The following is a 26146-nucleotide window of genomic DNA, read 5'->3' as shown; positions in this document are numbered from 1 at the left end:
CGAAGACTCACTCACGGTTCGGAGCAGGAAATGGGGCCGGCCACGGGACTTGAACCCGTAACCCCCACTTTACAAGAGTGGTGCGCTACCAATTGCGCCAGGCCGGCATGAAGCGCAAGGCCTCAGTCCACCATCCTAAATCATTTCAGCGCTGGCACGGGCAACACCCGAGCGGATGCGCGCGAAACGAGGTGGCGCATCCGCTTTGCGAAGTGGCAGACTACCCGCCGGGGGTCGGCGTTGGCGTTGACGTGGAGTACGTCTCACCGAGGGCGACCTGCACGAAGGACGCAAACTCCTTCGGGTCTTCGAGTGACCCGGTATAGGGCTTGCCATTGACCAGAATGGTCGGCGTTCCGATGATGGACTCCATCGAGGAATTGGGGATAGGACCGTCAAGCGCACGGCTGGTTGCCGCCGTCACCCAGGACTCGTAGGTGCCGTCCTCAATACATGAATTGATATTGGAGAGGGCCGTGCTCACACCGGATTCCCGGACGACAGCCTTGATCTCGTCGTTGCTGCGGCCGGGCGATGTCTCTTTGGGCTGGTCGACGAACAGGGCGGAACTGAAGGCGAAGAAATCATCCGGCGAATAATTGGCAACGCATGCTGCCGCGTTCGCCGCGCGCAGGGAGTACTTGGTGCCGGCGGATTTGCTCGTGAGAATGGCTACCGGGTGAATTTCGACTGTCGCAGCGCCGGACCCGACCCATTGAGCGATCTGTTCATTGTTAGCGTTTTCGAAGTCGCCGCAGAGTGGGCACAGGTAGTCGACGTAAACGCGAATGTTGGCGACGGCGCCGGTGGGATCCGGCTCGGACGGCCTCGGGTTCGCGTTGGGCTGCAATGCGGGCGTCAGAGCGGTGACCATGCCCTCGCCGATGAGCGCGCCGTCACTGGCCATGTTTTTAGGGCCCGGACCGGCCGGTTTGATTGAATTCACGATGATCACGGAAACCAAAACGACGATCGCGATGGCTGCAAGGGCGATGCCGCCTTGCAAAAATACCTTGTTGCGGCGGTCCTTCTTCTTTTGACTGACTCGAAGCTGCTTGGCTTTCACTCGGGCGGCATCACGCCGCCGGTTTTTTGAGGGACTGCCGTCGCCTGGTCCGCCAATAGTCATAAAAGATCGCTTTCGAGAAGTGGGGGCGCACGTGAAGGCACCTCATAAAGAGTAGGTCCCCTGACTGGGAAACGGCCAAACGGGGCGCGAACCCGCGCCGGGGCATCCGTCGTGTAATACTGGAACGATCGTGCGCTCTGGCATGCGACGCAAAAATCCTATTCACAACGGATCGTCCGGCACGTTCCTGCCGGTGAAGGAGTAATAATCATGGCTTCAGTGACCTTTGACAAGGCAACCCGGCTTTACCCTGGCTCTACCAGGCCGGCTGTTGACCAGCTCGACCTGCAGGTCGCCGATGGCGAATTCCTGGTTTTGGTCGGCCCGTCCGGCTGTGGCAAGTCCACCTCACTGCGAATGCTCGCCGGCCTCGAAGAGGTCAATGACGGCAATATTTTCATCGGCGAGCGCAACGTGACGGATGTTCCGCCGAAAGACCGTGACATCGCCATGGTCTTCCAGAACTACGCGCTGTACCCGCACATGACTGTCGCCGAGAATATGGGTTTCGCGCTCAAGATCGCGGGCATCAACAAAGACGAGCGCGCCGCCCGCGTGCTTGAAGCGGCCAAACTGCTCGACCTGGAGCCCTACCTCAGCCGCAAGCCCAAGGCCCTCTCCGGCGGCCAGCGTCAGCGCGTTGCCATGGGCCGCGCAATCGTGCGTCAGCCGCAGGTGTTTTTGATGGATGAGCCGCTCTCCAACCTCGACGCCAAGCTGCGTGTGCAGACGCGCACCCAGATCGCGTCGCTGCAGCGCCGCCTCGGCGTCACCACCGTCTATGTAACCCACGACCAGACCGAGGCCCTGACCATGGGCGACCGGATTGCGGTTCTGAAGGACGGCGTCCTGCAGCAGGTCGGTTCGCCACGCGACCTGTACGCGAAGCCGCAGAACGTGTTTGTGGCCGGCTTTATCGGCAGCCCCGCGATGAACCTGTTCCTCGCGGACACCGTCGATGGCGGCATCAAGTTCGGCACGGCGACCGTTCCCGTGCAGCGCGAGACGCTCGCCAGCTCGACCGGCAAGAAGGTCACCGTTGGCATTCGCCCGGAGGACATCCAGATGTCGTCCGCCGCCGGCGAAGGCCTGCAGATCGAGGTCGACCTGGTCGAGGAACTCGGCGCTGACGGCTACCTCTACGGTCACTCCACGATCGAGGGCAAGCGCACCGACATCGTCGCGCGCGTTGACGGGCGTTCGCACCCGAACGCTGGCGAGACGGTGTACCTCACAGCCACACCGAACCACCTACACGTGTTCGACGCCGAAAGCGGCCTGCGCCTCGGCGGCGCCGTCACCGACTAGTCAGTAACGTACAACGGCTGGAGGGGGTTCGCTCCGTCCAGCCGTTTGTTGTTTGTTAGGGTCAAATAATGAGCGGTTCACTCAATATCACGTCGGCCACTGTCGATCCTGCCCTGCTCGACCTGCCGTGGCAGCTGCCCCTCGATGCCTGGCCAAATGAGAGTATCGCCTCGCTGCCCAAGGGCATCTCGCGCCACCTTGTGCGGTTCGCCCACCTGAGTGGGCGGGTGGTCGCCATCAAAGAGACCACGAGCGAGATGGCTAAGCGCGAATACGACATGTTGCGCACCCTGGCCAACCTGGAGATTCCCTGCGTCGAGCCGGTCGCGGTCATTACTAACAGAACAGATGCTGCGCTCGATCCGCTTAATTCGGTTCTGGTCACCCGTCACCTCAAGTTCTCCCTCCCGTACCGAGCGCTGTACTCGCACGAGCTGCGACCGGATACCGCCACCCGGCTGGTCGACGCCCTCGCGGTGCTGCTGGTGCGCCTGCACATGATCGGTTTTTTCTGGGGAGACGTCTCGCTGTCGAATACCCTGTTTCGCCGCGACGCCGGCGCTTTCGCCGCCTACCTCGTCGATGCTGAAACCGGGCAGCTGTACTCGGGCGGTCTGTCGAATGGCCAACGCGAAAACGACCTCGAGATCGCCAGAGTGAACATCGCGGGCGAGCTGATGGATCTGGAAGCTGGCGGTCGTGTCGCCGATGAGCTCGACCCGGTGCGCGTCAGCAACGGCATCGTCGCGGCCTACCGGCTGCTCTGGCAGGAACTTACTGGCTCCGAGTCCTTTTCCAACTCCGAACGCTGGCGAATTGCGCAGCGGGTGGAACGCCTGAACGACCTCGGCTTCGACATCGAAGAACTCGCCATCAAGACCGATAGCACGGGTTCAAGCGTGCGCATCCAGCCGAAAGTCGTCGACGCTGGCCACCATCAGCGCCGGCTACTGCGCTTGACCGGTCTCGACGCAGAAGAAAATCAGGCCCGCCGCCTGCTGAACGACCTCGACTCTTATCGGGCTGCCTACGGTGACCCCCGAGTTGACGAAGAGATGGTCGCGCACGAGTGGCTGGTGCGGGTGTTCGAACCGGTAGTGCGAGCTATTCCGGAGGAGCTGCGAGGCAAGCTCGAGCGGGCGCAGGTGTTTCATCAGTTGCTCGATCACCGCTGGTACATGGCGCAAAACCAGTCGCGGGATATTCCGCTCGCCGAGGCCGTCACTTCGTACGTGCAGGACGTACTGCGCCACCGTCGCGACGAGGCGACCGTGATCGACCCGCTCACCGGGGCCATCACCCTGCCGATTCGCACGCAGGTCGGCGACGACGCGTCTGCTGACCCCGACGATGCCGACGACTGGATGCTCAAGGTCTAGCCGCCTTCGACCGGGCCCGGGCCCGGAAACGGGGCCCATGATAGATCATGGGCCCCGTTCCGTAAGGTGGGCCCAGACGCACCACGGTCGGATCGTGAGGCAGCGGGCATCCGCTACCGGATCAAGCGCGAGGGACGTCGTGCTCGGCCAGAAAATCGCAGAATCGGCGCGGCGAGTAGGCCGTATCCCAGTCCCATCGATCGAAGCTCTTGGCAAACGGTCTCAGCAGATTCTCGCGATTCTTCTCGACGACGACCACATCACCCGGGTGCCGGTCGCCCAATATTGCGCCCCGGGTGTACTTGATTTTGCCGTCGAACTCGCCGATCTTGCGCACACCGCGCCAGAAGAAGTCGACCCAATACTCGTGGCCCTTCACCACGAAGCTCACCTGGAGTTCGGGAATCTCGAAGCCCAGCTCCTGCAGGCGAACACGACTGAGCGACTCGCCCGGGTTGGCCGAGAGGGGATTCGCGAATTCAATGACGCGGCGAACCTGGGCGCCTCCGCTGCGCGGATTGACACTCGCGAGTTCGGCATATAACGCGTCTTTGGTCAGTGCCGGGGTACCGAGGGTGCCCCGGCGGCGTTCCACCTGAACGCGCTCCTGATCCACTCGGAGTGCGTGGTCCATCATCGTGACGCCGACGAGGAAAATCGAGCTGGCGGCCACGTCGATGAGGGTGCGGGGAAGGCTGGTGACTGCGCAGCCGTTCACCATGACGGTTTCAGGCTCGGCTACGCTCCTATGACTCGTGGTGAATCGGGCGCTGCTCCCGCCGGCGGTGTCATTGTTTATCGCGTGCACGACCTGCGGCCATGGGCCGATGATGGGCAGGTCGTGCAGCACCGCCGCCGAATGATGCGAAAGCACCAACGGCTGCTCGGCTGCGAGAACCGTGGCGCGTACGAAGAGTCGATACCGGTCCGCGCTGTGACCTCCGCGCCACGCAGCGCCCAAGATATAGATTCCACGACGGATGCGCACCAGCTCGCCACTCGCAAGGAGTGCGCGCACTGCATGGGTGGTGAGTCCCGACGCGCGCAGGGATTCGGCAAGAATGAGGCCCTCGTTGCGGGCATTTGGTAGATCCAGGCTGTCAAGCATGGTTGATTCTGACCGGGCACGGGTCTCGAGCGTCGAGCAGTCGGCAAATCTGTGGAATGTCGGCGGCGGCATCCGCCGGGGAGGACGAGCCGCGGGCGTGGCACGCCCCGCCCGCGGCGCCCGCCGGGCCCACCTTATGGAACCGGGCCCACGATCTATCATGGGCCCGGTTTCCGGGCCCGGGCCCGGTTCAAAAAAGGGGAGAAAGGAGCGGGAGCGGGGGCTAGAGCTTCGCTTGGGCCTTTGCCTGCTTGATCTGGGCACGGAGACGGGCCACCTCGTACAGGGTGACGCCGGCGGCGATTCCGGCGTTGAGCGACTCGGTCGCCGCGCTGATGGGAATCGAGACGATCGCGTCGCAGGTCTCGGTGACGAGGCGGGACAGGCCCTTGCCCTCGCTGCCGACGACGATCACGATCGGGCGCTCGGCGAAGCCGGTACCAAGGTCGGGCAGTGACACGTCGCCGTCGCCGTCGAGTCCGAGCACGAACACTCCCTGCGCCTTGAGCGCCTTGAGCGTCTGGGTGAGGTTGCTCGCCATTGCGACGGGTGTGCGGGCGGCGGCGCCGGCGCTGGTCTTCCAGGCTGAGGCGGTCACGCCGACCGAGCGGCGCTGCGGCACGATGATTCCGTGGCCACCGAACGCAGCGGTCGAGCGGATGATCGCGCCCAGGTTGCGCGGGTCGGTGATGCCGTCGAGGGCCACGAACAACGGCTTGTGGCCGCGGCTGATGGTGAGTTCGAGCAGCTCCATCGGGTGCGCGTACTCGTAAGCGGGAACTTTGAGCGCGAGGCCCTGGTGCACGGCGTCGCGACCGGCGAGACGGTCGAGTTCGGGGCGCATGACCTCGAGAATGGGAATGTTGCGGCTCGTCGCCATGAGCAGCACCTCTTTGACCCGCTCATCCATCTCGATGCGCGCGGCAATATAGAGGGTCAGCGCGGGGATCTTCGCCCGCAGCGCCTCGAGCACCGAGTTGCGGCCGGTGACAATCTCGTGCTCGTCAATCTGCTGCGCCCGACGCGTCGAGGATCCGCCGCCGCCGCTGTTACCGGTGCCGCGCTGGGGTGCACCCTGCGAGGCGCCGCGGGCGCCGCCCCGAGGAGCCCCGCCGCGCGCCGGGGTACCGCCCCGGGCGCCGCCCCGATTGGCGGAAGCATCCGCTGCGGGCCGCGAGTTGAAGCCGCCGGCGGCGGTGAACCGTTCGGCAGCCGCCTTGCGCTTGCCGGCGGGGTGGTACGGACGGTCTTCAGCCTTGGGGGTGGGCTTTTTACCCTCGAGCGCCTGACGGCCCTGGCCGCCGGAGCCGACCTGGGCTCCACGGCTGCCCTTGCGCACCGCTCCGGTACGCGATTTGCGGTCTAAGTTCTTCATTAGTCAAAACTCCAATGGGCACCCGACGGGGTGTCTTCGATGGTGATTCCGGCGGCGACGAGTTCGTCCCGGATTCGGTCTGCGGCCGCATAGTCGCGGTTTTCCCTGGCAAAGTTGCGGTCGCCGAGCAGTCGCTCGACCAACGCACTCAGGGCCACCATGGCCGGTTCGTCTGTTGCCACGGCCCAGCCGGGCGACAAAGGGTTGATTCCCAGCACTTCGCTCATCGCGAGTACTTCACTGCGAGCGGATGCCGCAGCGTGCAGGTCTTCGGCATCGAGCGCGGCGTTGCCGGCGCGCACGGTGTCGTGGAGCACGCCGAGCGCCTGTGGAACGGCGAGGTCGTCGTCCATGGCAGTGGCGAAATCCTCGGGCACGACCTCGACGCCGCTCCCGGCGAACCGGGTGCCGGCCAGCCGGCGATCGGCCCGGTCGAGAAAGCTTTCGACGCGCTCAAGGGCTGCTTCGGCCTCGGCGAGGGATCCATCGTTGTAGTCGATGGTGGAGCGGTAATGGGCGGCGCCGAGAAAGTAGCGCACGACGATGGCGCGGGCCTGGTCGAGCAGTTCGGCCGCGAACACCGAGTTGCCGAGCGACTTGGACATCTTCTGCCCGTTCACGTTGACCAGGCCGTTGTGCACCCAGTAGTTCGCGAAGTCGCTGCCGGCCGCTGTCGACTGTGCCAGCTCATTCTCGTGGTGCGGAAACCGCAGGTCGAGGCCGCCGCCGTGAATGTCGAAGTGGTCGCCGAGGTAGCGGGCGGCCATGGCGGAGCACTCGATGTGCCAGCCCGGCCGGCCCTGGCCCCACGGCGAGGCCCACGCGGCCGAGGCGGGCTCGCCGACCTTGGCCCCCTTCCACAGGGCAAAATCGCGCGGGTCGCGTTTGGCCCGGGGTGAGGCGTCTGTCGCCGCTTCCATATTGCCCGGCGACTGGTGGGTGAGGGCACCGTAAGCCGCCCAGCTGGCACTGTCGAAGTAGACATCGCCGGATTTGTCGGGGGCCGCATAAGCGTGGCCGCGGTCGATCAGGGTGGCGATGATGGTCTGCATCTCGGTGATACTCGCCGTCGCGCGCGGCTCATACGTGGGCGCAAGAATGCCAAGACGCTGGTAGCCGGCGGTGAACTCGAGCTCGAAACGGTAGGCGAGGGCCCACCACTGCTCGCTGGACCCGGTCGCGTTGATCAAAATCTTGTCGTCAATGTCTGTGACATTGCGTACAAAGGTGACGTTCAGTCCGCGGTAGCCGAGCCAGCGACGCAGCTGGTCGTAGACCAGGGCACTGCGCAGGTGACCGATGTGCGGGCTGGACTGCACGGTGGGTCCACACACGTACATCGAGACCTGCCCCGCTTCGAGGGGGACAAAGTCGCGCAGGGCCTGCGCCTTCGAATCGTACAGTTGCATGGTCACGCCTCCCAGTTTAGGTCAGGGGTCTGACCCGACTCGGGCAGGGGGGCGGGCGCGGCCACCTGCCCGGCAAATCGCCCTGCACGGGGTGCGGGGTAGACCAACGCGGTCGCCGTCGCCGCCACGCCTTCAGCACGGCCGGTGAAGCCGAGCGTGTCGGTCGTCGTCGCGGCAATATTGACCGGTGCAGAGAGGATGCCGGCGAGTCGCGTTTCGGCTTCGCCTCGACGCGGTGAAAACTTAGGACGATTGCCGATAATCTGCACCGAAACATTGCCAACGAGATAGCCGGCTGCGGCGACCAGGCGCACGGTTTCGGTGAGGAAAGTCTCGCCGTGAGCACCGGTGAACCGGGGGTCGGCCGTGCCGAAAACGCTGCCGATATCGCCGAGTCCGGCAGCGCCGAGCAGGGCGTCACAGATGGCGTGGCAGGCGACATCGCCGTCACTGTGGCCGCTGAGCCCGCGCTCCCCCGGCCAGTGGAGACCGGCCAACCAGAGTTCGGTCGTGTCGTCGGCCGCGAAGGCGTGCACGTCGAGGCCGGTGCCGATGCGCGGAAGGAGCTGAGGCTGTGGTTCCCCCAGCGCAGCTTGCAAAATCAGCTCGGCACGTTCGAGATCTTCGGGGGTCGTGATCTTGAAGGCGAGCTGGTGGCCGGGGATAACGCTTACCGGGAGTCCGGCGTCGGCGACGAGCGCCGCATCGTCGGTGAGGGCTTCGAACCGGCCGTTCTGCGCGGCCCAGGTGTGGGCCTCCGCGAGCATTGAGCGCGGAAAGCCTTGCGGGGTCTGCACCGCGGAGAGCTCAGAACGATCGACGGTTCCGAGGATGGCGCCGGAATTGGCGATGCGCTTAATGGTGTCGACCAGGGGCAGCCCCGGAATAATGCCGTGTCCAGTGGAGCGCACCGCAGCGACGACCTCGTCACAGAGGGCGGCCGGGGTGAGTGCGCGCGCAGCGTCGTGCACGAGCACGATGTCAATGCTCGGTATCAGTGCACTCATGCCGCGATCGACCGAGTCCTGGCGAGTGCGCCCGCCGCCGACGATGGTGACCGTGCGCGAAGGAGGCGCCGCGGGGCCGGACGCAGGCCGGTTGGGGGAAACGGGCGCCTCGTGACGTGCAGCGACCTGAGCGGCGATGCCTCGGGCATCCGTCAGCCGGTCACTGGGAGCAACCACGATGATCTGCACGGCCTCACGCATTCTAAAAATCGAATCCAAGGCACGCTCCAGGAGGGGGCGCATTTGTAGCGGAACGAATGCTTTAGGCACGGCGTGACCGAGGCGCGAACCACTGCCGGCGGCCACGACGATGACGGCAACCGAGGGCGCAGCCGATAGTGCTGGTGAATCAGTCATATCTGGAGGGTATCTATCTGAGCATCAGGCTGGAAAGTATGGTCGGGACAAGCATGCAAAAGGCGACGCCTGTCGGCGCCGCCTCTCACGAAGCACACTGGTCGAGCTAGGTAGTTCGGACGTTCACGAAGCCAGAACCTCGTCGAGTACGGTAGATGCCTTCTCTTCGTCAGTCTTTTCAGCCAGGGCCAGCTCGCTGATCAGAATCTGCCGAGCCTTGGCCAGCATCCGCTTTTCACCGGCGGACAGGCCTCGATCCTGGTCGCGGCGCCACAGGTCACGCACCACCTCTGACACCTTGATTACATCGCCGCTGGCCAGCTTTTCGAGATTAGCCTTGTACCGGCGGGACCAGTTCGTGGGCTCTTCCGTGAACGGAGCCCGCAGCACTTCGAAGACCTTGTCGAGGCCGTCTTGGCCAATGACATCGCGAACGCCGACAAGATCGACATTTTCGGCGGGAACTTCGATAGTCAAATCACCCTGGGTGACATTCAACTTGAGGTACAGCTTCTCTTCACCCTTGATGATGCGGGTCTTCACCTCGGTGATCATCGCCGCGCCGTGGTGGGGATATACGACAGTTTCGCCAACCTCAAACAGCATGGATGTGATCCCTTCAGCGACTGCAAGGTTACCACAGCTAAGAGGTGCTACAGTACGCGCGCCCCCGCGAGGCACGTCGGCGACAATTGCGCGCCTACCCACGCCGCTAAGCTAGTGACAAAGTGAATTTTGCAGCGCCGGCCCTTGCCGACCGCTGCTTCAGTAAGTGGAGGTCTTGTGAGAGCGCGCATCGCTGCATCCGTCGTCTTGGCGGCTGGCATTCTATTGGGCACGAGCGCGTGCGGGTTCTTCGCAGCGCCGGCCACCTCGATCGCCTACAATGCCAGCGACGGCGTTAGCGGCGAGGTGGGCGAGATTCACATTCGCAACGCCATGTTGTTCTCCACCGATGGCGAACTGGCCAACCTGGTCGTCTCCGTGGTGAACCCGACGGACTCCGTGCAGAGCCTGCTCGTGCAGTACGAATCGAGCACCGGAAAGGTCTCGCAGAACGTTCCGGTCGAGCCCAATACGACCGTGACCTTCGGCACTGACGGCGCGGCCTCGGTGGTTCTGGAGAACATGGACAGCCAGCCCGGTTCGCTGTTTCCGGTGTTCTTTCAGTACGGCGAAGAGACCGGCATCGAGCTACTGCTGCCGGTACTGACCGGTTTTCAGGAAGAATACGACGGATTACTGCCGACGACCGCACCGACCGAGACTCCAACACCGTCGGCCACGCCCGCCGCGTAACCTCCCGACGTCTCACTCAGGCCGCCGTCCCTTATGGGTCGGCGGCCTGAAGTGTATTCGGGCTACGCTTCGAATCGGTAGCCGAGCCCGCGCACAGTGACGAGCATGACCGGTTCGGAGGGTGCAGTCTCGATTCGCGAGCGGATGCGTTTGATATGCACGTCGAGCGTTTTGGTATCGCCGAAGTAGTCGGTGCCCCAGACCCGGTCGATGAGCTGACCGCGGGTGAGCACACGCCCGGCGTTCCGTAACAAGAATTCGAGCAATTCGAATTCTTTTAACGGCATATTGACGAGCTCGCCGGAGACGGTCACGGCGTGCCGCTCCACGTCCATGCGCACCGTGCCTGCCGTGAGCATGGTGTCCACGTCGGTTGCGCTCTGGTCTTCGTGCCGCCGCAGCACCGCGCGAATGCGGGCAACCAGTTCACGAGTGGAATAGGGCTTGGTGACATAATCGTCGGCGCCCAGTTCGAGCCCGACGACGATATCGATCTCGGAATCCTTTGCCGTGAGCATGATGATCGGCACGGTCGAGCGGGTGCGTATATCCCGGCACACCTCGGTGCCCGGAATGCCGGGCAGCATCAGGTCGAGCAGAATAAGGTCGGTGCCGTTCTGGTCGAACTCGCTGATCGCGCTCGGTCCGTCTTCGGCAACGACGACCTCATAGCCCTCACGTTCGAGCAGGAAGCTGAGCGGCTCGCTCAGTGCGCTCTCGTCTTCAACTAAGAGGATGCGTGTCATAGTGTGTCTCCTGCGGCCGCACGGGCGACCGGTCGCGGTTTGTTCGGGCGTGGTTCGATGATCGGTGCAGCCGCCTCCGGAAGGCGGATGGTGAAGGTAGATCCGCTGCCCGGTTGTGACCAGACGCGAATGTCGCCGCCGTGGTTCTGCACGACGTGCTTGACGATGGACAAGCCGAGGCCGGTACCGCCGGTGTGCCGCGAGCGAGCCTGGTCGACGCGGAAGAAGCGTTCAAACACCCGGTCGAGGTCACTCTCGGCGATGCCGACTCCCTGGTCGGTAACGGTGATCTCGACGATGCCCTTCTGCAGGCGCACGCCGACGCCGACTCGCGACCCCTCGAGGGAATAGTTCACCGCGTTTGCGACGAGGTTGTGAACGGCGACGATGAGTAGGGCTTCGTCACCGAACACCCGGGCCCCAGACTTCTTGCCGATGACGATCGTGATGCGCTCAGCCTCGGCGACGACCCGACTTTGATCGACCGCTGCGGCGACGATGTCGTCCACGCTGAGAATCTCCGGTTCGGCGAGGGCGTCCTGCGCTTGCAACCGGGACAGTTCGATAATCTCCTGGGTGAGGCGGCCGAGCCTGGCCGACTCTGTCGTTAACCGGTTGGCAAAGCGGCGAACCTGCTCCGGTTCATCCGCTGCCTGGTTGAGAGCCTCGGCGAGCAGACCGACGGAGGCGATGGGAGTTTTCAGTTCGTGGCTGATATTGGCCACGAAGTCGCGGCGCACCTCGTCGAGGCGAAAGGCTTCGGTGCGGTCTTCGGCCAGCAGCAGCACGTAACGGGTGCCGAGCCGGGCCAGGCGCACCCGAAATCGCATACTCGCGTCGCCGAACGGACCGCGGGAGAGCACCAGGTCTTCGGAGATCGGGTCGCCAGTCTGCCGTACCCGACGGGCGAGTTCAAGCAGTTCGGGGTGCACGAGCTGCTGGTTCCAGACCAGGCCCAGGGTGAGGGCGCCCGGGCTGGTCTTGATGACGTTGTTCGACGGGTCGAGCACAACGCCGGCTGTCTCGAGGGCGTCGAGCACCTGATCGATACCGTCGGGCACAGCGGGGTTGACGACATCCGCAGCGCGGCGACCGTGACGCTCGGCGACGTGCACGAGCGACACGAAGCCGGCGCCCACACCGAGCCCGAGTGCCAGCGACAGCAACACCAGCCACGTCGATTCCATCTCTACAGATTACTGACAGTATCTGCCCGTCGTTCGCAACGCCCCTACGCCTGGCCCTGTACTTTAGTAAGTGTTCAAGTGGGCGGCACCTGCCGTTAACCTAAATTCGACATCATAAACCGGTGGCTAAAGCTGGTCACACAGATCGTGCGTGTTCGCGCGGCCGGAAGGACCACCCCTATGCGCGATGTATTCCAACAAGAACTCGCCGAAGTTCAACAGCGACTCGTCGATATTGCCCGGCTCGTCGCGATTTCCATGGACAAAGCAACACGCGCCTTCAACGAGAGCGACGTGAGCCTCGCCGAAGAGGCCATCACCGAAGACGAGAAGATCGACGAACTCACCGTTGAGCTCGATGAACTCGCCATAACCATTCTCGCGCGCCAGCAGCCGGTCGCCCGCGACCTGCGCATCGTGGTCAGCGCCTTGCGCATCAGCGCCTCCCTCGAGCGGATGGGCGACCTCGCCACCCACATTGCCCAGCTGGCCCGCTACCGGTTTCCCGACAAGGTCATCCCCAAGGGGTTGCGCGGCACGTTCGCCGAGATGGGCGCCCTCGACGTGGTTATCGCAAACATGCTCACCGAGTTGCTCACCAACCAGGACATGCACCTCGCCGAAAGGATTCGCAACGAAGACGACAGGGTCGACGCCCTGCACCTGAGCGTCTTCGACGCCGTGCTCGGCGAAACCTGGAAGGGACTGGCCGCCGACACCGTCGACGCGACCCTGGCCAGCCGGTACCACGAACGCTTTGCTGACCACGCGGTCTCCATCGCCAAGAAGGTGCAGTACCTCGGTACGGGCGCCTGGCACCAGGACGACATCGTCTGATCACCTGGTAACGACTCGGATGCGCGTGCCCGGTCTCGGTAGTCGCTACGGTAACGGGCGCAGCGCCCACCTAAATGAGACGCGGCCACGAGGCGTGGGGTGCCGCAGGCATCGAAATCCTGTCACCAGACCCGAAGCCGGCACTCCGGGTCAGTTTTTGCTAGCTCGCCGAGGCGCCACTCGCATAACTCCTGCAATTTGCGCCCCGACGATATTTCGACCGCGGGATTGCACGGTACTTGTGCCGGCGTCCGACAATTTGCAGGAGTTATGCGCCTGACGAAGTGCGCCGGACGGCCGGGTGGCCGATTTAGCCGGCGAAACTACTTCTTATTGCCCTGGGCGGCGACGGCGGCCGCGCCGGCCGCAGCGGCTTCGGGGTCGAGGTACTGCCCGGGGCCCAGTGGCATGAGGTCTTCGCCGAGCTGGTAGACGAGCGGAATTCCGGTGGGAATGTTCAGCTCGGCGATATCGGCATCGCTGATGCCGTCGAGGTGCTTGACCAGGGCACGCAGGGAGTTGCCGTGCGCAGTTACCAGTACGGTTTTACCCGCGCGCAGGTCGGGCGCGATGTCGGACTGCCAGTAGGGCAGCATCCGCTCGACGACGTCTTTGAGGCACTCGGTGCGGGGCAGGTCGGGGCCGAGGTCGGCGTAGCGGGCGTCGTGCGCCTGCGAGAACTCGCTCGAGTCGTCGAGCACTGGCGGAGGGGTGTCGTACGAGCGGCGCCAGAGCATGAACTGTTCCTGGCCGAATTTGGCCTGGGTCGCGGCCTTGTCAAGGCCCTGCAGCCCGCCGTAGTGGCGTTCGTTGAGACGCCAGGAGCGCTTCACCGGGATCCACGAGCGATCAGCTTCTTCGAGCGCCAGGTTCGCGGTCTGGATAGCGCGGGAGAGCAAGCTGGTGTGCAGCACGTCCGGCAGGAGGCCGGCATCCTTCAGCAGCACGCCAGCGCGCGCGGCTTCGCTGGCGCCCTGTTCGCTGAGGGGAACGTCCACCCAGCCGGTGAACAGGTTCTGCTGGTTCCAGGTGCTTTGGCCGTGGCGGAGAAGGACGAGTGTGTAGGGGGCAGGCATGTGCCCACTCTATCGAGCGCCGGGGCGGACTCAGTGACCGGGCGTGCGAATGCCGAGGCGGGGCAGGCGGGGGATGTCGGCGACGGATCCGGCCGACTGCGGCACGATGATCTCCTGGCTGGCCGAGATGACGATGCCCTCGGACTCGACGTAGAGCGTCGACGCCGCCGGGATGGTGCGCTTGATCACCGCGAGCGCGATCGGCCCGAGCTCGTAGTGGATTCCGCTCGAGGTGACGACGCCGACGGTAACCCGCTCGGCTTCTTGCTCTGGCCTGACACGGTCGGCCTGCACCGGGTCGCCGGGGGCGGGCAGTACGCCCTCGGATCCGTCGAGGTGAAGCATGACCAGCCGGCGCGGCGGGTGGCCGAGATTGTGCACCTTCGCGACAGTTTCCTGTCCGCGGTAGCAGCCCTTGCTCAGGTGGACGGCGGTGCGCAGCCAGTCCAGCTCGTGCGGGATGGTCTTCTCATCGACCTCGCGGGCGCGGCGCGGCCGCCAGGCCGCGATGCGCAGCGCTTCGAGGGCGAGGAGACCTGCGGGTTTCACGGGCGAGGCGGATGCTGCGGCGGTTTCAGCAAGCGCGGGCGTGACTGCCGCGGCGGTTTCAGTAAGCGCGGGCGTGACGGTCACGGTTCCGGCGGCGAGGGCATCGCGCAGGGCCGGGAGGCTGGCCCGGGGCACGAGGGTTTCCGTGTAGGTCCAGTGGGTTCCGGGGTGCTCGGGGGTTTCGGCATACTGGTAGCCGCCGCGGGCGACTTCGGCCCACGGGTCGCGCCAGGTCAGGGGCACGTCGTTCGGGGCGGCGGGGAAGAGGCCGACGGCGGCGGGAGCATCCGTCATGGCGCCGATCGTGGCGTAGGCCAGAGTATGGTCGACGACCTGCACGCGCAGCATGAACTTCATGCGGTCGAGAAACTTCTGCAGGCCGGGCAGCTCGGCCGCCTCGATCAAAAGCCAGGTCTCGACGCCATCGTCGAGCACGCGGATGGCGTACTCGAGACGTCCGGTGGGGTCGAGCAGCAGCATTTCGGTGGATTCGCCCGGCTTCAGGCTTTTCAATTCCTGGCTGGCGATGGAGTTGAGCCAGGTGAGGCGGTCGGGACCGGAGACGGAGAGCACGCCGCGGTGGGAGAGGTCGACGATGGCGCTGCCGGCAGCGAGCGTGCGCTGCTCGATCATGGGGTTGCCGTAGTGCGCGGCGACGCCGGCATCGATTCCTTCGGCCTGAACCGCGCCGGGGAGGCCGAGCAGCGGGGAGGAGGTCAGGGCCGGGTCAGTCATGTCGCTCAATTCTGCCGGCCCGGGTTGAGGGGCGGCGATCGTGCTTCGGTGCGTGGGTCGCGCCTATCACGTGATTCATTCGTATCAACAGTACGGCCGCGCGATTTATTCGGGTGAGCGCGGGGCGGGTGGGCGCGGGGCGGGCGGGCGCTGCGAGTCAGGTGGGCGACCGGGCCCACCTTAGCGAACCGGGCCCATGATCTAGCATGGGCCCCGTTTCCGGGCCCGGGCCCGGTCAGAAGCGAGTGCGAGTGGGGGGGGGGGCTATTGCACTCGGGCGAGGCGGCCGGAGGCGTGGGTGCGCAGGTCCTGGCCGAGGGCGGCGATGTCCCAGGCCCAGAGCAGGTGGTTGTCGACCAGGCCGTAGAGGCGGGTGGCGGCGGCGTAGGGCTTGGCGCCCGCGGTGCGGAGCACGGCATCCGTTGCCAGATCGATGCGCGGGCCCTTGACCTGGCCGAGGTAGAGCTCTGCGACACCACCGGGGTGCACGAGGGTGACCTCAATGTCGAAGCCGCCATCCCTGTTGCGCAGGGTTTCGACAGCAGCCGCCGAGGTGAACGGACGCTCGCCGGTGCCGGGCAGCATCCCGGGGCCCGGATCGCCGTCACCCTGGTGACGGCTGAGCCGCCAGTATCCGGTTTCGGTGACCAACGGTATTTTCTCGTCAGACATCATCTCGGGGGGCAGCGCTACGGCTGGGGCGGCGGTATCCGTTTCGGCGGGAGCGTGCGCGCCAGCGGCATCCGTTTCTGCAGAAGCAACCTCGGGCTCGAGCCAGGTGTAGGAGCTGTAGTTCAGGTGTGGCAGGCCGTCATGGCTGAAGCTGATGCGGTGCCCGAAGGTTTTACTGACCGACTCTTCGCCAATTTTGTATTCGAGCACACCGGAGCCTTCCCAGACCCCGATCAACCACGAGAGTGGAACGAGTTCGGACGGCAAGCCGACCGGCAGGTCAATCATGCGTGGTTACCGCTGCCCCCGGAACAGCTTGAACACGACTATGCCCGATACCCAGGCAATCGACAAGCTGGCCAGTCCGAGCAGGCCCAGGAAGAAAAGTTCTAGCGCTAACAGATCCATGCTGCGAGTCTAGTGCGAGCGGTCAGATCGAGACGACGACCGTGGCCACCACCAGAATGACGATGGCTCCGGTGATGCTCATGGTGACCCGTTTGACGTAGCCCTCTTTGGTGCGGGTAGCGATCTGCAGGCCCAGCGTGACGAGGGTACAGACGGCCAAGGTAAGGCCGATCCAGCTGATCGCGGACCCGTCGGTGGCGAGAATCGCGGTCAGAATTGCGCCCGCAATTGCCAGTACCCACACGGTCGCGATCGTTTTCCAGTGCCAGTTCACGTCTCTATTCTGCCTGACCGCCCGTGTTCCATGGCACGCTAGTATGAAATTCGAGATGCTTGGAGGGCGCCCGTGGCGCAGTTGTTGATCCTGACCTCGGCGGCCAACAATGATGTCCTCCCCGCCCTGGCATTGCTGTCGCACAGCGCGAGGCTGATTCCCGCCCAGGCGGACCAACTCATCAAGGCGCCCGATTCGGACCTCATCCTGGTCGATGCCCGCAGCAATCTCGCCGCGGCCAAGTCGCTCTGCCAGATTCTGCGCACCATGGGCAGCTCCATTCCCCTGCTGCTGGTGATCACCGAAGGCGGCCTCGCCGCTGTCAGCCCCGATTGGGGCGTCGACGACGTCATTCTCGACACGGCCGGTCCCGCCGAAGTGGATGCCCGAATCCGCTTGACCGCAGGCCGCCTCGCTCGCACGGAGCCGTCGAACACGATTCGCGCCGCCGGAGTCGTCATCGACGAGGCAAGCTATTCGGCGAAAGTGCACGGCAAGCCGCTCGACCTCACCTATAAGGAGTTCGAGTTGCTGCGGTTTCTGGCGGCGCATCCAGCACGCGTTTTCACCCGCGAACAACTGCTGAGCGAGGTGTGGGGCTACGACTACTTTGGCGGAACCCGCACGGTTGACGTGCACGTGCGGCGCCTGCGCGCCAAGCTCGGCGACCAGGAGTCGCTCATTGGCACGGTGCGCAACGTGGGCTACCGTTTCAATGTGCACGAAGAGAACGATGAACGGGTTCCCCATTCTGTCCGCGCTTAGTACAGCGGATGCCGCTGGGCTGGCCACCTTTCACCAGGTCGCCGACTCCGCGCTGGCCTTCGACGGCTACGCGCCGTTCAACGAGCAGGCTCTGTATGACCTGCAGTCGGGCCATCGCACCGCCCATCTGGTGCGCACGAACGAACTCGTCGTCGGGGCGTCGCTGTCAGGGCACGGCGAGATTGACCTCGTGATCAGCCCGGCCTATCGGCGGCGCGGGTTCGGGCGCACAGCGGCGCGCGAACTCGTCCAGGCCGAGCCGAACGACGTGACGGCCTGGTCGCACGGCGATCATCCGGCCGCCCGGGCGCTCGCCAACGAGCTCAACTTCGTCGCTGCGCGCACGTTGCTGGAGTTGCGCAGGCCGCTGCTCGACGAGGCGGAGGCATCCGCTCTACCCAGTGGCGAAAATATCTCGGCATTCCGGGTGGGCATTGACGAGCCGGAGTGGGTGGCGCTCAACGCGCTCGTGTTTGCAACGCACCCGGAACAGGGTTCCATCACCGAGTCCGACCTCGCGGCGCGGCAGGCGGAGTCGTGGTTCAACGCCGACGACTTTCTGATTTTGCGCAACGCAGCAGGCGACATGATCGGCTACAACTGGCTCAAGGTCGACGGGGCGATCGGCGAGATCTATGTGGTCGGGGTGCATCCGGATGCCGCTGGCCGCGGCCTCGGACGCGTACTCATGCAGGCCGGCCTGCACCGCCTGGCCGAGGCTGGTTGCACGACCGCCTCGCTCTATGTCGAGGCCGACAGCCTCGGCCCGGTGCACCTGTATCGGGCGCTTGGTTTTGTCGATTACACGGTTGACGTGCAGTACCGTCGCTTCGCGAACTGACGGCGCCGTACCCGCCGTCGCGGGTGCATAACTCCTGCAAATTCTCGGACGCCTCCGCAAGTTCCGCATGATTTAGCGGACGGAAAAGTGGTGGCCCACAAATTGCAGGAGTTATGCGCGCGGCGCGGGGCCACTGCGGTGCGACGTAATACTGAGCACGCGACGCAGCGGAAAGTCAACAGCCCAGAGATTATTTCGCCAGACGTTCACCCCGTTCGTCGCGGCGGCGCGACCAACGGTGTCAGGATGGTCAGATGGACGGCGAAATCACCCAAGCAGACTCGGGACTCACAGATTACGATGACGATTTCGACCCACTCATCGAAAAAATTGACCCGGCGCTGCCCGACGACCGCTACCTTGACCGCGAACTGAGCTGGCTCGCCTTCAATCAGCGCGTGCTCGAACTGGCCGAAGACGAGAGTCTGCCGGTGCTGGAGCGCACGAACTTTTTGGCCATCTTCGCCAGCAACCTCGACGAATTCTTTATGGTGCGTGTTGCCGGTCTGAAACGTCGCATCCTCACCGGCCTCGCGGTGCCGACCAACGTGGGTCGAGCCGCCCAGGATGTGCTCAGCGACATCTCGGCGGCCGCCCACGCCCTGCAGGATCGCCACGCCCTCGCCTTCCAAAAACTCGTGCGCCCCGCCCTCGGCGAGGCCGGGATTGACGTCGTCGACTGGCAGAGCCTCGATGACTCCGATCGTCGTTCACTCCGTACCTATTTTTCTAACCAGATTTTTCCGGTGCTGATGCCCCTCGCGGTTGATCCGGCGCATCCATTTCCGTATATTTCGGGCCTGTCGCTCAACCTGGCCGTGCGCGTGCGCAACTCCAAGACCGGCAAGCAGGAGTTCGCCCGGCTCAAGGTGCCACCAATGCTGCCGCGCTTCGTGCGAGTCGACCGCCGGGAGTCAGTTGAGCGCATTCGGTACATCGCGCTGGAAGATCTCATCGCCAACCAGCTCAGCGACCTGTTTCCGGGCATGGAGATTTTGGAACACCACGTGTTTCGGGTCACCCGCAACGAAGACGTCGAGATTGACGAAGACGAAACCGAGAACCTGATCAAAGCGCTCGAGAAAGAGTTGCTGCGACGCCGGTTTGGCCCGCCGATTCGCCTCGAGATCACCGAAGATATGGACGACGTCACCCTCGGCCTGCTCGTGCGCGAGCTCGACGTGACCGAGCAGGAGGTCTATCACCTGCCAGCGCCGCTCGACCTCGGTGGATTGTTCGACCTGCGCATCGACCGGCCCGACCTGCACTTCGCCAAGCACGTGCCGACCACGGCGGCCCAACTGCTGCCGAGCGAGCCGAACGCCGAGCAGGACATCTTCGCAGCGGTCGCCAAGCACGACGTGCTGCTGCACCACCCTTATGAGTCGTTCGCGACGAGCGTGCAGGCATTTCTGGAGCAGGCTGCGGCCGACCCGAACGTGCTCGCCATCAAACAGACGCTGTACCGCACCTCGGGCGACAGCCCCATCGTCGAGGCACTCATCGCCGCCGCCGACAGCGGCAAGCAGGTGCTCGCGCTGGTTGAGATCAAGGCCCGCTTCGACGAACAGGCCAACATCACCTGGGCTCGCAAGCTCGAGAAGGCCGGCGTGCACGTGGTCTACGGCCTGGTCGGCCTGAAAACGCACTGCAAGCTCGCCCTCGTCGTGCGCTATGAGAAGGGCGTGCTGCGGCACTACAGCCACGTCGGCACCGGAAACTACAACCCCAAGACCAGTCGCATCTACGAAGACCTCGGCCTTCTGACAGCGGATCCCCAGGTCGGCAAGGACCTTACCCGCCTGTTCAACGAGCTGTCGGGTTATGCCATCGAGAAGAAGTTCAAGCGCCTGCTGGTGGCTCCGTTGCACCTGCGGAAGGCTTTGCTCAAGCACATCGCCATCGAGACCCACAACGCGCTCGAGGGCAAGACGAGCGGCATCCGCATCAAGGTCAACTCCATGGTCGACGAGGACATCATCGACGCGCTGTACCGGGCCAGCCAGGCCGGCGTACAGGTCGATGTCTGGGTGCGCGGCATCTGCAGCCTGCGACCCGGCGTCGCGGGCATGAGCGAGAACATTCGGGTGCGGTCGATTCTGGGCCGGTACCTGGAACATTCGCGCATCTTCTCCTTCCACAGCCTCGGCGGCACCCAGGTGTACATCGGCAGCGCCGACATGATGCACCGCAACCTCGACCGCCGGGTCGAGGCGCTTGTGCGGCTGGTCGATCCAGAGCACCTGATCGAGATCGATAACCTGTTCGAGCGAGCGATGGATCCGCGCACGTCAAGCTGGTGGCTCGACGAAACCGGCCAGTGGACCCGCCACGACGTCGACGAAAACGGCGTGCATCTAAGCGACATGCAGAACAAACTGATGCAGCAAATCAGTGCGCGCAAGCGGCCGACCGGACGACGCTAGTGGCCGTCAAGACTATCGACCCCGCCGTGTACGCCGCCGGTGCTGTCTGCTGGCGGCTGGTCGAGGGGCGCGTGCAGGTGCTGCTGATCCACCGCACGGTGCACGGAGACGTCACCATTCCCAAGGGCAAGGTGGACCCGGGCGAGACGCTGCCCCGCACCGCGGTGCGCGAGGTCGCGGAGGAGACCGGGCTGGCCGTGGCCCTCGGAGTTCCGCTCGGGGTGTCGCACTACGACATGCCCGACGGCCGCACCAAGATCGTGCACTACTGGGCCGCCGAGATTACGCCCGACGCCATCGCGCGATCCACCTTCGTGCCGAACGGCGAGGTCGCCGCCATTGAATGGGTCACCATCAAGAAGGCGCGTACCTATCTGAGTTATCCAGCCGATGTCACCATTCTCGAGGCGTTCTCCGCTCTGGTCGATGCCGGTGTGACCCGCACGTTCGCACTGATCTCCCTGCGGCACGGCAAGGCGGCGGCGCGCACCGGCGCCTTGCCCGACGCACGTCGTCCGCTGACCGCTCGCGGAGTGAAGCAGGCGGCGAGCCTGGTCGATACGATCACGGCGTGGCGCCCACTGCGCATTATTACGAGCACGGCAACGCGATGTGTCACGACGGTCGCTCCGCTGGCCGCCGCCACGGGTATTCCCATCAAGCAGAGCGAGCTGATCAGCCAGGACGCTCTCGAGAGCGGCGAAGCGGATGTTCGCACCGTCGTCGGCAAGCGCGTGCGGGCCCGCAAGACGGCCGTGCTCTGCAGCCACGGACCGGTACTTCCGGAGATCATGCGAGAGATCGCGCTGGCGACGGGCAGCCAGACGTCGGCTGCGCTATTCGACGCCGCGGACCTGGACACGGGCGGGTTTTCTATCGTGCACCTGTCGTCGGAGAACCCGGCTGCTGGCATCCTCGCGATAGAGACGTACCCCGCGACGGCCTAGTCCAGCTGCACGGTCACGCATCCGCTGACCACGCGCGCCGAGACCACCAGGACGGGGGCCACAGACGCGGCAAGCGTTATCCTTCGTTTACCTCCCGTTTACCAATAGGTCGATCGATGGTTACTTCAAATCTCTAACCTCGTACACGGGCCAGCACCGGCTTGTATAAGCAAACACAGTCTTGTCAAACCCCTGAAAGGGAATACACGTGAACTTCAAGCGTTTCGGCCGCCCCGCGGTCATCGCCATTGCCGCAGGCCTCGCTCTTTCGTCCTGTGCAGCAAACGAAGGCGCCGCCCCGGCGGCCGACGAAGCATCCGCCAGCACCCTCACCGGAACCCTCAACGGCGCCGGAGCCAGCTCGATGGATGCCGCCCAGCAGGCCTGGATCGCCGGCTTCCAGACGGCCAACACCGGCGTCACGATCAACTATGAGCCCTCCGGCTCCGGCGGCGGCCGCGAAGCCTTCATCGCCGGCGGTACCGACTTCGCCGGCAGCGACTCCTACATGAGCACCGAAGAACTCGCCGGTACCTTTGCCTCCTGCGCTCCCGACAGCAAGGCCGTCGACCTGCCGGTCTACATCTCCCCCATCGCCGTGATCTTCAACGTCGATGGCGTTGACGAACTCAACATGGACGCTGACACGCTCGCCAAGATCTTCTCCGGTGCAATCACCACTTGGGACGACGCGGCCATCGTTGCGCTGAACCCCGACGCAACGCTCCCCTCCGATATCATTCACGCCGTGCACCGCTCGGATGACTCAGGTACCACCAAGAACTTCACCGACTACCTCGGCCAGGCCGCACCCGACGCATGGGCCGAAAAGGCCTCTGACACCTTCCCGTTCCCCGGCGAAGGCGCGAAGGGCACCTCGGGCGTCGTTGACGCTGTCACCAACGGCACGAACATGATCGGCTACGCCGACGCTTCGCAGGCCGGCACGCTCAGCACCGCCAAGCTCAAGGTCGGCACTGACTTCGTGGCCTACACCCCCGAGGCCGCGGCCGAGGTTGTTGCCGGATCGCCCCTCGTGGCCGACCGCGCAGCCGATGACCTCGCGCTCGACCTGAACCGCAAGACCACCAACCCGGCGGAATACCCGCTGGTGCTGGTGAGCTACGCGATCGTCTGCAACGAGTACGCCGATGCAGCACAGGGCGAGCTCGTCAAGGCCTACATCGAGTACATCGCCAGCGCTGCCGGCCAGGCCGTCGCTGAGGAGTCTGCCGGCGTTGCACCGCTGACCGACCAGCTCGAAGCCGACGTCGCCGCGGTTCTCGCGACCGTCAAGTAACAACTCCACACACCTGCCCGGTCCGTCCTCGCTCACCTGCGAGGGCGGATCGGGCAGACTGGGGTGTACGGCCAGTTGCGTCCAGCCGCATGGCACCCCCGTTTCACATAATTTCACCAGCTCGACGCTACTTAGGAGACCGGCATGACCACCGCTGCCGCCACGACCATTAAGGCCAGGCAACGTCCCGGCGACCGCATCTTCTCGTCGGCCACCGTGATTTCCGGAAGCCTGATCCTCGCCGTGCTCGCCGCCGTAGCCATCTTTCTGCTCGTCGAGAGCCTGCCGGCGTTCGTCGCGGCGCCAGACGAATTCAACGGAGACATCACCAACTTCTGGTCTTACGTGGGCCCGCTCGTATTCGGCACGATCTACTCGGCCATTCTGGCGCTGCTCATGGCCGTGCCGGTCTCCTTGGGCATCGCCCTGTTCATCTCGCACTTCGCCCCGCGCAAGCTCGCGCAGGGCCTCGGCTACCTGATCGACCTGCTCGCCGCCGTTCCCTCAGTGGTGTTCGGCCTCTGGGGCATCGGCGTATTGGCCCCCCTCGTGCAGCCGTTCTACACCACCATCGTGGACTGGTTCGGCTGGTTCCCCCCTTTTGCCGGCCCGGCCTCGGGCACCGGGCGCACCATCTTCACCGTGGCGATCGTGCTCGCCGTGATGATTCTGCCGATCATCACCGCCATCTGCCGCGAGATCTTTCTGCAGACCCCGCTGCTGCACGAAGAAGCAGCCCTGGCCCTGGGCGCCACCCGCTGGGAAATGATTCGCATGGCCGTGTTGCCGTTCGGCCTGCCCGGCATCATCTCGGCGTCGATGCTCGGCCTCGGCCGTGCGCTCGGAGAGACCATGGCCGTGGCCATGGTGCTCTCCCCCAGCCCGGAAGTGATCTTCCAACTGCTCACCGCGCAGAACTCCAACACGATCGCCGCGAATATCGCCCTGAACTTTCCGGAAGCGCACGGCGTCGGCGTGAACATTCTGCTCGCGACCGGCCTCGTTTTGTTCGTCGTCACACTGCTCGTGAACATGCTGGCCCGGGTCATCATCAACAGCCGTAAGGCATTTTCGGGAGCCAACTGATGTCATCCGTTCTGGAAGCTTCGCCGCTCACGAACTCGCTCACCGCCGGCAAACTGCCCCGGCGCTCGTCGCTGTGGGTACTGCTCGCCAGCTGGGCTGTGTCGGCCGCCGTCTTCGCGATGCTCTACCTGTCGGGAGCCGTGGACGGCTTCAACATTGTGGGCACGGTCGTGTTCGGTACCGTGCTGTACTGCGTGGCCATCTATGTGCTCTCCCGCCTGGTCGAGGGCTCGCGCAAGGCTAAGGACCGGTTGATGACCGCGCTGGTGACAGCGGCGTTCATCATTGCCCTGCTGCCGCTCATCTCGATCATCTACACGACCGTCGTGAACGGGCTGCCCGCGTTTTTGACGCCCACGTTCTTCACCTCCTCGCAGCGCAACGTTGTCGGCGCTGGCGGCGGCGTGCTGCACGCCGTTATCGGCACGCTTTTGGTGACCGGTATGGCGACGCTCATCTCGGTGCCGATCGGGCTGCTGGCCTCGATCTACCTCGTGGAATACGGTCGCGGACGCCTGGCCAAGGCCATCACCTTCTTCGTCGATGTGATGACCGGTATCCCCTCGATCGTCGCTGGCCTGTTCGCCTTCGCCCTGTTCGCGCTTCTGTTCGACGATCCGGGGATCCGCTTTGGGTTCGGTGGAGCCATCGCACTGTCGGTGCTGATGATTCCCGTGGTGGTGCGCTCGAGCGAAGAGATGCTCAAGCTCGTGCCGAACGAACTGCGCGAGGCCGCTTTTGCACTCGGGGTGCCGAAGTGGCTGACCATTCTCAAGGTCGTACTGCCGACATCCATGGCCGGAATTGTGACCGGAGTCATGCTGTCGATCGCCCGCGTTATCGGCGAGACCGCCCCGCTGCTGATCATTGCCGGGTTCACGTCGAGCATGAATTACGACCTGTTCAGTGAGCGGATAATGACGCTGCCGGTGTTCGTGTACACGCAGTACGCCAATCAGGGCGCCGACGCGCAGGCCTTCGTCGACCGCGCCTGGGCCGGGGCGCTCACCTTGATTCTGATCGTGATGCTGCTCAACGGGCTCGCCCGTCTGATCGCCTACTGGTTCTCGCCCAAACTGGGCCGCTAATTTTTCATTCAGTATAGAAAGGGACCTATGTCCAAGCGCATCGAAGTCAACGACCTCAACGTGTATTACACCAACTTTCTGGCCGTCGAGGGTGTCTCGATCGTCATTGAGCCACGCACGGTGACCGCATTCATCGGGCCGAGTGGTTGCGGTAAAAGCACCTTCATTCGCACGCTCAACCGCATGCACGAAGTCATTCCCGGCGCCCGCGTCGAGGGTGAAGTGCTCATCGACGGCAACAACCTGTACGGACCGGGCGTTGACCCCGTGCTCGTGCGCCGCCAGGTCGGCATGGTCTTTCAGCGACCCAACCCGTTTCCGACCATGTCTATTCAGGACAACGTGCTCGCCGGCGTGAAGCTCAACAACCGTCGCATGTCGAAAACGGATGCTGACGACCTCACCGAAAAAGCCCTCCGCGGCGCCAACCTGTGGAACGAGGTGAAGGATCGCCTGGCGCGCCCCGGATCGGGGCTGTCAGGTGGGCAGCAGCAGCGACTGTGCATCGCCCGCGCCATTGCCGTCGAGCCCGACGTGATTCTGATGGACGAGCCGTGTTCGGCGCTTGACCCGATCTCGACACTGGCTATCGAGGACCTCATCGAAGAGATGAAGCAGGAGTACACGATTGTGATCGTGACGCACAACATGCAGCAGGCTTCGCGGGTGTCTGACCGCACCGCGTTCTTCAACATTGCGGGTACCGGCAAGCCGGGCAAGCTCATCGAGTATGACGACACCACGACGATCTTCTCAAACCCGAGTGTTCAGGCCACAGAGGACTACGTGTCTGGACGGTTCGGGTAGGGATTTTTGGGGGGCGAGCTGGGCATCCGCT

The 26146-nt window shown here is 64.4% G+C and carries 24 protein-coding genes and 1 tRNA gene; 12 read left to right on the top strand and 13 right to left on the bottom strand.

The window, feature by feature from the left end; genetic code table 11:
• Positions 1-31 precede the first annotated feature (31 nt).
• Positions 32-107 (bottom strand) — tRNA-Thr (locus tag E3T51_RS13560).
• A 113-nt stretch (positions 108-220) separates the two neighbouring features.
• Positions 221-1129 carry a DsbA family protein gene (locus tag E3T51_RS13555; RefSeq protein WP_134530281.1) on the bottom strand — a complete coding sequence of 303 codons (909 nt, stop codon included), beginning with the start codon at positions 1127-1129 and terminating at the stop codon, positions 221-223.
• 210 nt (positions 1130-1339) lie between these two features.
• On the opposite strand from E3T51_RS13555, the gene E3T51_RS13550 reads away from it, so the two are divergent.
• On the top strand, positions 1340-2437 hold the full coding sequence (locus E3T51_RS13550; protein ID WP_134530280.1) for an ABC transporter ATP-binding protein: 1098 nt from the start codon (positions 1340-1342) through the stop codon (positions 2435-2437).
• 68 nt (positions 2438-2505) lie between these two features.
• Entirely contained in the window at positions 2506-3816 is a 1311-nt protein-coding gene (locus E3T51_RS13545; RefSeq protein ID WP_134530279.1) for a DUF4032 domain-containing protein, read from the top strand.
• Between the two features lie 121 nt (positions 3817-3937).
• Here the strand turns inward: E3T51_RS13545 and E3T51_RS13540 are convergent, their stop codons facing one another.
• The 5 genes from E3T51_RS13540 to E3T51_RS13520 all read right to left on the bottom strand — a co-directional run bounded on the left by E3T51_RS13540 (position 3938) and on the right by E3T51_RS13520 (position 9678).
• Positions 3938-4924 (bottom strand): type IV toxin-antitoxin system AbiEi family antitoxin domain-containing protein, encoded by a 987-nt coding sequence (locus tag E3T51_RS13540; protein ID WP_166806482.1) that lies wholly within the window; start codon positions 4922-4924, stop codon positions 3938-3940.
• Between the two features lie 223 nt (positions 4925-5147).
• Positions 5148-6299, bottom strand: a complete 1152-nt coding sequence (rlmB, locus tag E3T51_RS13535) for a 23S rRNA (guanosine(2251)-2'-O)-methyltransferase RlmB (protein ID WP_134530277.1) — start codon at positions 6297-6299, stop codon at positions 5148-5150.
• A complete protein-coding gene (cysS, locus tag E3T51_RS13530) occupies positions 6299-7714 on the bottom strand; it encodes a cysteine--tRNA ligase (RefSeq protein WP_134530276.1) in 1416 nt (471 codons plus the stop codon). Before cysS ends, rlmB begins: the two co-directional genes overlap by 1 nt.
• Complete coding sequence (gene ispD / locus E3T51_RS13525) at positions 7711-9072, bottom strand: 2-C-methyl-D-erythritol 4-phosphate cytidylyltransferase (RefSeq protein WP_134530275.1); 1362 nt, start codon at positions 9070-9072, stop codon at positions 7711-7713. The genes cysS and ispD overlap by 4 nt, the downstream gene beginning before the upstream one ends.
• 123 nt (positions 9073-9195) lie before the next feature.
• A complete protein-coding gene (locus tag E3T51_RS13520) occupies positions 9196-9678 on the bottom strand; it encodes a CarD family transcriptional regulator (protein ID WP_104192043.1) in 483 nt (160 codons plus the stop codon).
• A gap of 177 nt (positions 9679-9855) precedes the next feature.
• Between E3T51_RS13520 and E3T51_RS13515 the strand changes: the two genes are divergently transcribed.
• Positions 9856-10371 (top strand): hypothetical protein, encoded by a 516-nt coding sequence (locus E3T51_RS13515; protein ID WP_134530274.1) that lies wholly within the window; start codon positions 9856-9858, stop codon positions 10369-10371.
• 62 nt (positions 10372-10433) lie between these two features.
• On the opposite strand, the gene E3T51_RS13510 is transcribed toward E3T51_RS13515, so the two are convergent.
• Both E3T51_RS13510 and E3T51_RS13505 read right to left on the bottom strand, forming a co-directional pair.
• The gene (locus tag E3T51_RS13510; RefSeq protein WP_134530273.1) at positions 10434-11117 is read right to left on the bottom strand and encodes a response regulator transcription factor; all 684 of its coding nucleotides are present in this window, start codon (positions 11115-11117) and stop codon (positions 10434-10436) included.
• Complete coding sequence (locus E3T51_RS13505) at positions 11114-12304, bottom strand: sensor histidine kinase (protein WP_134530272.1); 1191 nt, start codon at positions 12302-12304, stop codon at positions 11114-11116. Before E3T51_RS13505 ends, E3T51_RS13510 begins: the two co-directional genes overlap by 4 nt.
• A gap of 180 nt (positions 12305-12484) precedes the next feature.
• On the opposite strand from E3T51_RS13505, the gene phoU reads away from it, so the two are divergent.
• Positions 12485-13141 (top strand): phosphate signaling complex protein PhoU, encoded by a 657-nt coding sequence (phoU, locus tag E3T51_RS13500; RefSeq protein ID WP_134530271.1) that lies wholly within the window; start codon positions 12485-12487, stop codon positions 13139-13141.
• A gap of 323 nt (positions 13142-13464) precedes the next feature.
• Here phoU and E3T51_RS13495 read toward each other — a convergent pair whose 3' ends face one another.
• From E3T51_RS13495 to E3T51_RS13480, 4 genes are all read right to left on the bottom strand, one after another.
• Positions 13465-14217, bottom strand: a complete 753-nt coding sequence (locus E3T51_RS13495) for a phosphoglyceromutase (RefSeq protein ID WP_104192038.1) — start codon at positions 14215-14217, stop codon at positions 13465-13467.
• A 30-nt stretch (positions 14218-14247) separates the two neighbouring features.
• Positions 14248-15510, bottom strand: a complete 1263-nt coding sequence (gene ygfZ / locus E3T51_RS13490; protein WP_420898441.1) for a CAF17-like 4Fe-4S cluster assembly/insertion protein YgfZ — start codon at positions 15508-15510, stop codon at positions 14248-14250.
• Positions 15511-15765: 255 nt separating this feature from the next.
• Entirely contained in the window at positions 15766-16461 is a 696-nt protein-coding gene (locus E3T51_RS13485; protein ID WP_134530269.1) for a heme-binding beta-barrel domain-containing protein, read from the bottom strand.
• Positions 16462-16603: 142 nt separating this feature from the next.
• Positions 16604-16855 (bottom strand): hypothetical protein, encoded by a 252-nt coding sequence (locus tag E3T51_RS13480; protein ID WP_104192035.1) that lies wholly within the window; start codon positions 16853-16855, stop codon positions 16604-16606.
• Between the two features lie 72 nt (positions 16856-16927).
• On the opposite strand from E3T51_RS13480, the gene E3T51_RS13475 reads away from it, so the two are divergent.
• From E3T51_RS13475 to pstB, 8 genes are all read left to right on the top strand, one after another.
• Positions 16928-17620, top strand: a complete 693-nt coding sequence (locus E3T51_RS13475) for a response regulator transcription factor (protein WP_134530268.1) — start codon at positions 16928-16930, stop codon at positions 17618-17620.
• Positions 17589-18461 carry a mycothiol synthase gene (mshD, locus tag E3T51_RS13470; protein WP_166806481.1) on the top strand — a complete coding sequence of 291 codons (873 nt, stop codon included), beginning with the start codon at positions 17589-17591 and terminating at the stop codon, positions 18459-18461. The genes E3T51_RS13475 and mshD overlap by 32 nt, the downstream gene beginning before the upstream one ends.
• 254 nt (positions 18462-18715) lie before the next feature.
• Entirely contained in the window at positions 18716-20887 is a 2172-nt protein-coding gene (locus E3T51_RS13465; protein WP_134530266.1) for an RNA degradosome polyphosphate kinase, read from the top strand.
• A complete protein-coding gene (locus E3T51_RS13460) occupies positions 20887-21834 on the top strand; it encodes an NUDIX hydrolase (protein ID WP_241989327.1) in 948 nt (315 codons plus the stop codon). The genes E3T51_RS13465 and E3T51_RS13460 overlap by 1 nt, the downstream gene beginning before the upstream one ends.
• A gap of 208 nt (positions 21835-22042) precedes the next feature.
• Entirely contained in the window at positions 22043-23134 is a 1092-nt protein-coding gene (gene pstS / locus E3T51_RS13455) for a phosphate ABC transporter substrate-binding protein PstS (protein ID WP_134530265.1), read from the top strand.
• Positions 23135-23278: 144 nt separating this feature from the next.
• Positions 23279-24220, top strand: coding sequence for a phosphate ABC transporter permease subunit PstC (gene pstC / locus E3T51_RS13450; protein ID WP_134530264.1), 942 nt, complete (start codon positions 23279-23281; stop codon positions 24218-24220).
• Positions 24220-25308, top strand: coding sequence for a phosphate ABC transporter permease PstA (gene pstA, locus E3T51_RS13445; RefSeq protein ID WP_134530263.1), 1089 nt, complete (start codon positions 24220-24222; stop codon positions 25306-25308). The genes pstC and pstA overlap by 1 nt, the downstream gene beginning before the upstream one ends.
• A gap of 27 nt (positions 25309-25335) precedes the next feature.
• Positions 25336-26115 carry a phosphate ABC transporter ATP-binding protein PstB gene (gene pstB / locus E3T51_RS13440; RefSeq protein WP_104192028.1) on the top strand — a complete coding sequence of 260 codons (780 nt, stop codon included), beginning with the start codon at positions 25336-25338 and terminating at the stop codon, positions 26113-26115.
• Positions 26116-26146: the final 31 nt, after the last annotated feature.

It is taken from the genome of Cryobacterium serini (genome assembly GCF_004404025.1).
In the GTDB taxonomy this organism is placed as follows: Bacteria; Actinomycetota; Actinomycetes; order Actinomycetales; family Microbacteriaceae; genus Cryobacterium; species Cryobacterium serini.
The sequence above is the reverse complement of the archived record's forward strand: the minus strand, read 5'-3'. Positions and strand labels throughout refer to the sequence as shown.

Coding starts and splice junctions, on each gene's coding strand:
- E3T51_RS13555 (WP_134530281.1), bottom strand. CDS start 1,129: ATGACTATTGGCGGACCAGGCGACGGCAGTCCCTCAAAAAACCGGCGG.
- E3T51_RS13550 (WP_134530280.1), top strand. CDS start 1,340: ATGGCTTCAGTGACCTTTGACAAGGCAACCCGGCTTTACCCTGGCTCT.
- E3T51_RS13545 (WP_134530279.1), top strand. CDS start 2,506: ATGAGCGGTTCACTCAATATCACGTCGGCCACTGTCGATCCTGCCCTG.
- E3T51_RS13540 (WP_166806482.1), bottom strand. CDS start 4,924: ATGCTTGACAGCCTGGATCTACCAAATGCCCGCAACGAGGGCCTCATT.
- rlmB (WP_134530277.1), bottom strand. CDS start 6,299: ATGAAGAACTTAGACCGCAAATCGCGTACCGGAGCGGTGCGCAAGGGC.
- ispD (WP_134530275.1), bottom strand. CDS start 9,072: ATGACTGATTCACCAGCACTATCGGCTGCGCCCTCGGTTGCCGTCATC.
- E3T51_RS13520 (WP_104192043.1), bottom strand. CDS start 9,678: ATGCTGTTTGAGGTTGGCGAAACTGTCGTATATCCCCACCACGGCGCG.
- E3T51_RS13510 (WP_134530273.1), bottom strand. CDS start 11,117: ATGACACGCATCCTCTTAGTTGAAGACGAGAGCGCACTGAGCGAGCCG.
- E3T51_RS13505 (WP_134530272.1), bottom strand. CDS start 12,304: ATGGAATCGACGTGGCTGGTGTTGCTGTCGCTGGCACTCGGGCTCGGT.
- phoU (WP_134530271.1), top strand. CDS start 12,485: ATGCGCGATGTATTCCAACAAGAACTCGCCGAAGTTCAACAGCGACTC.
- E3T51_RS13495 (WP_104192038.1), bottom strand. CDS start 14,217: ATGCCTGCCCCCTACACACTCGTCCTTCTCCGCCACGGCCAAAGCACC.
- E3T51_RS13485 (WP_134530269.1), bottom strand. CDS start 16,461: ATGATTGACCTGCCGGTCGGCTTGCCGTCCGAACTCGTTCCACTCTCG.
- mshD (WP_166806481.1), top strand. CDS start 17,589: ATGAACGGGTTCCCCATTCTGTCCGCGCTTAGTACAGCGGATGCCGCT.
- E3T51_RS13465 (WP_134530266.1), top strand. CDS start 18,716: ATGGACGGCGAAATCACCCAAGCAGACTCGGGACTCACAGATTACGAT.
- pstC (WP_134530264.1), top strand. CDS start 23,279: ATGACCACCGCTGCCGCCACGACCATTAAGGCCAGGCAACGTCCCGGC.
- pstA (WP_134530263.1), top strand. CDS start 24,220: ATGTCATCCGTTCTGGAAGCTTCGCCGCTCACGAACTCGCTCACCGCC.
- pstB (WP_104192028.1), top strand. CDS start 25,336: ATGTCCAAGCGCATCGAAGTCAACGACCTCAACGTGTATTACACCAAC.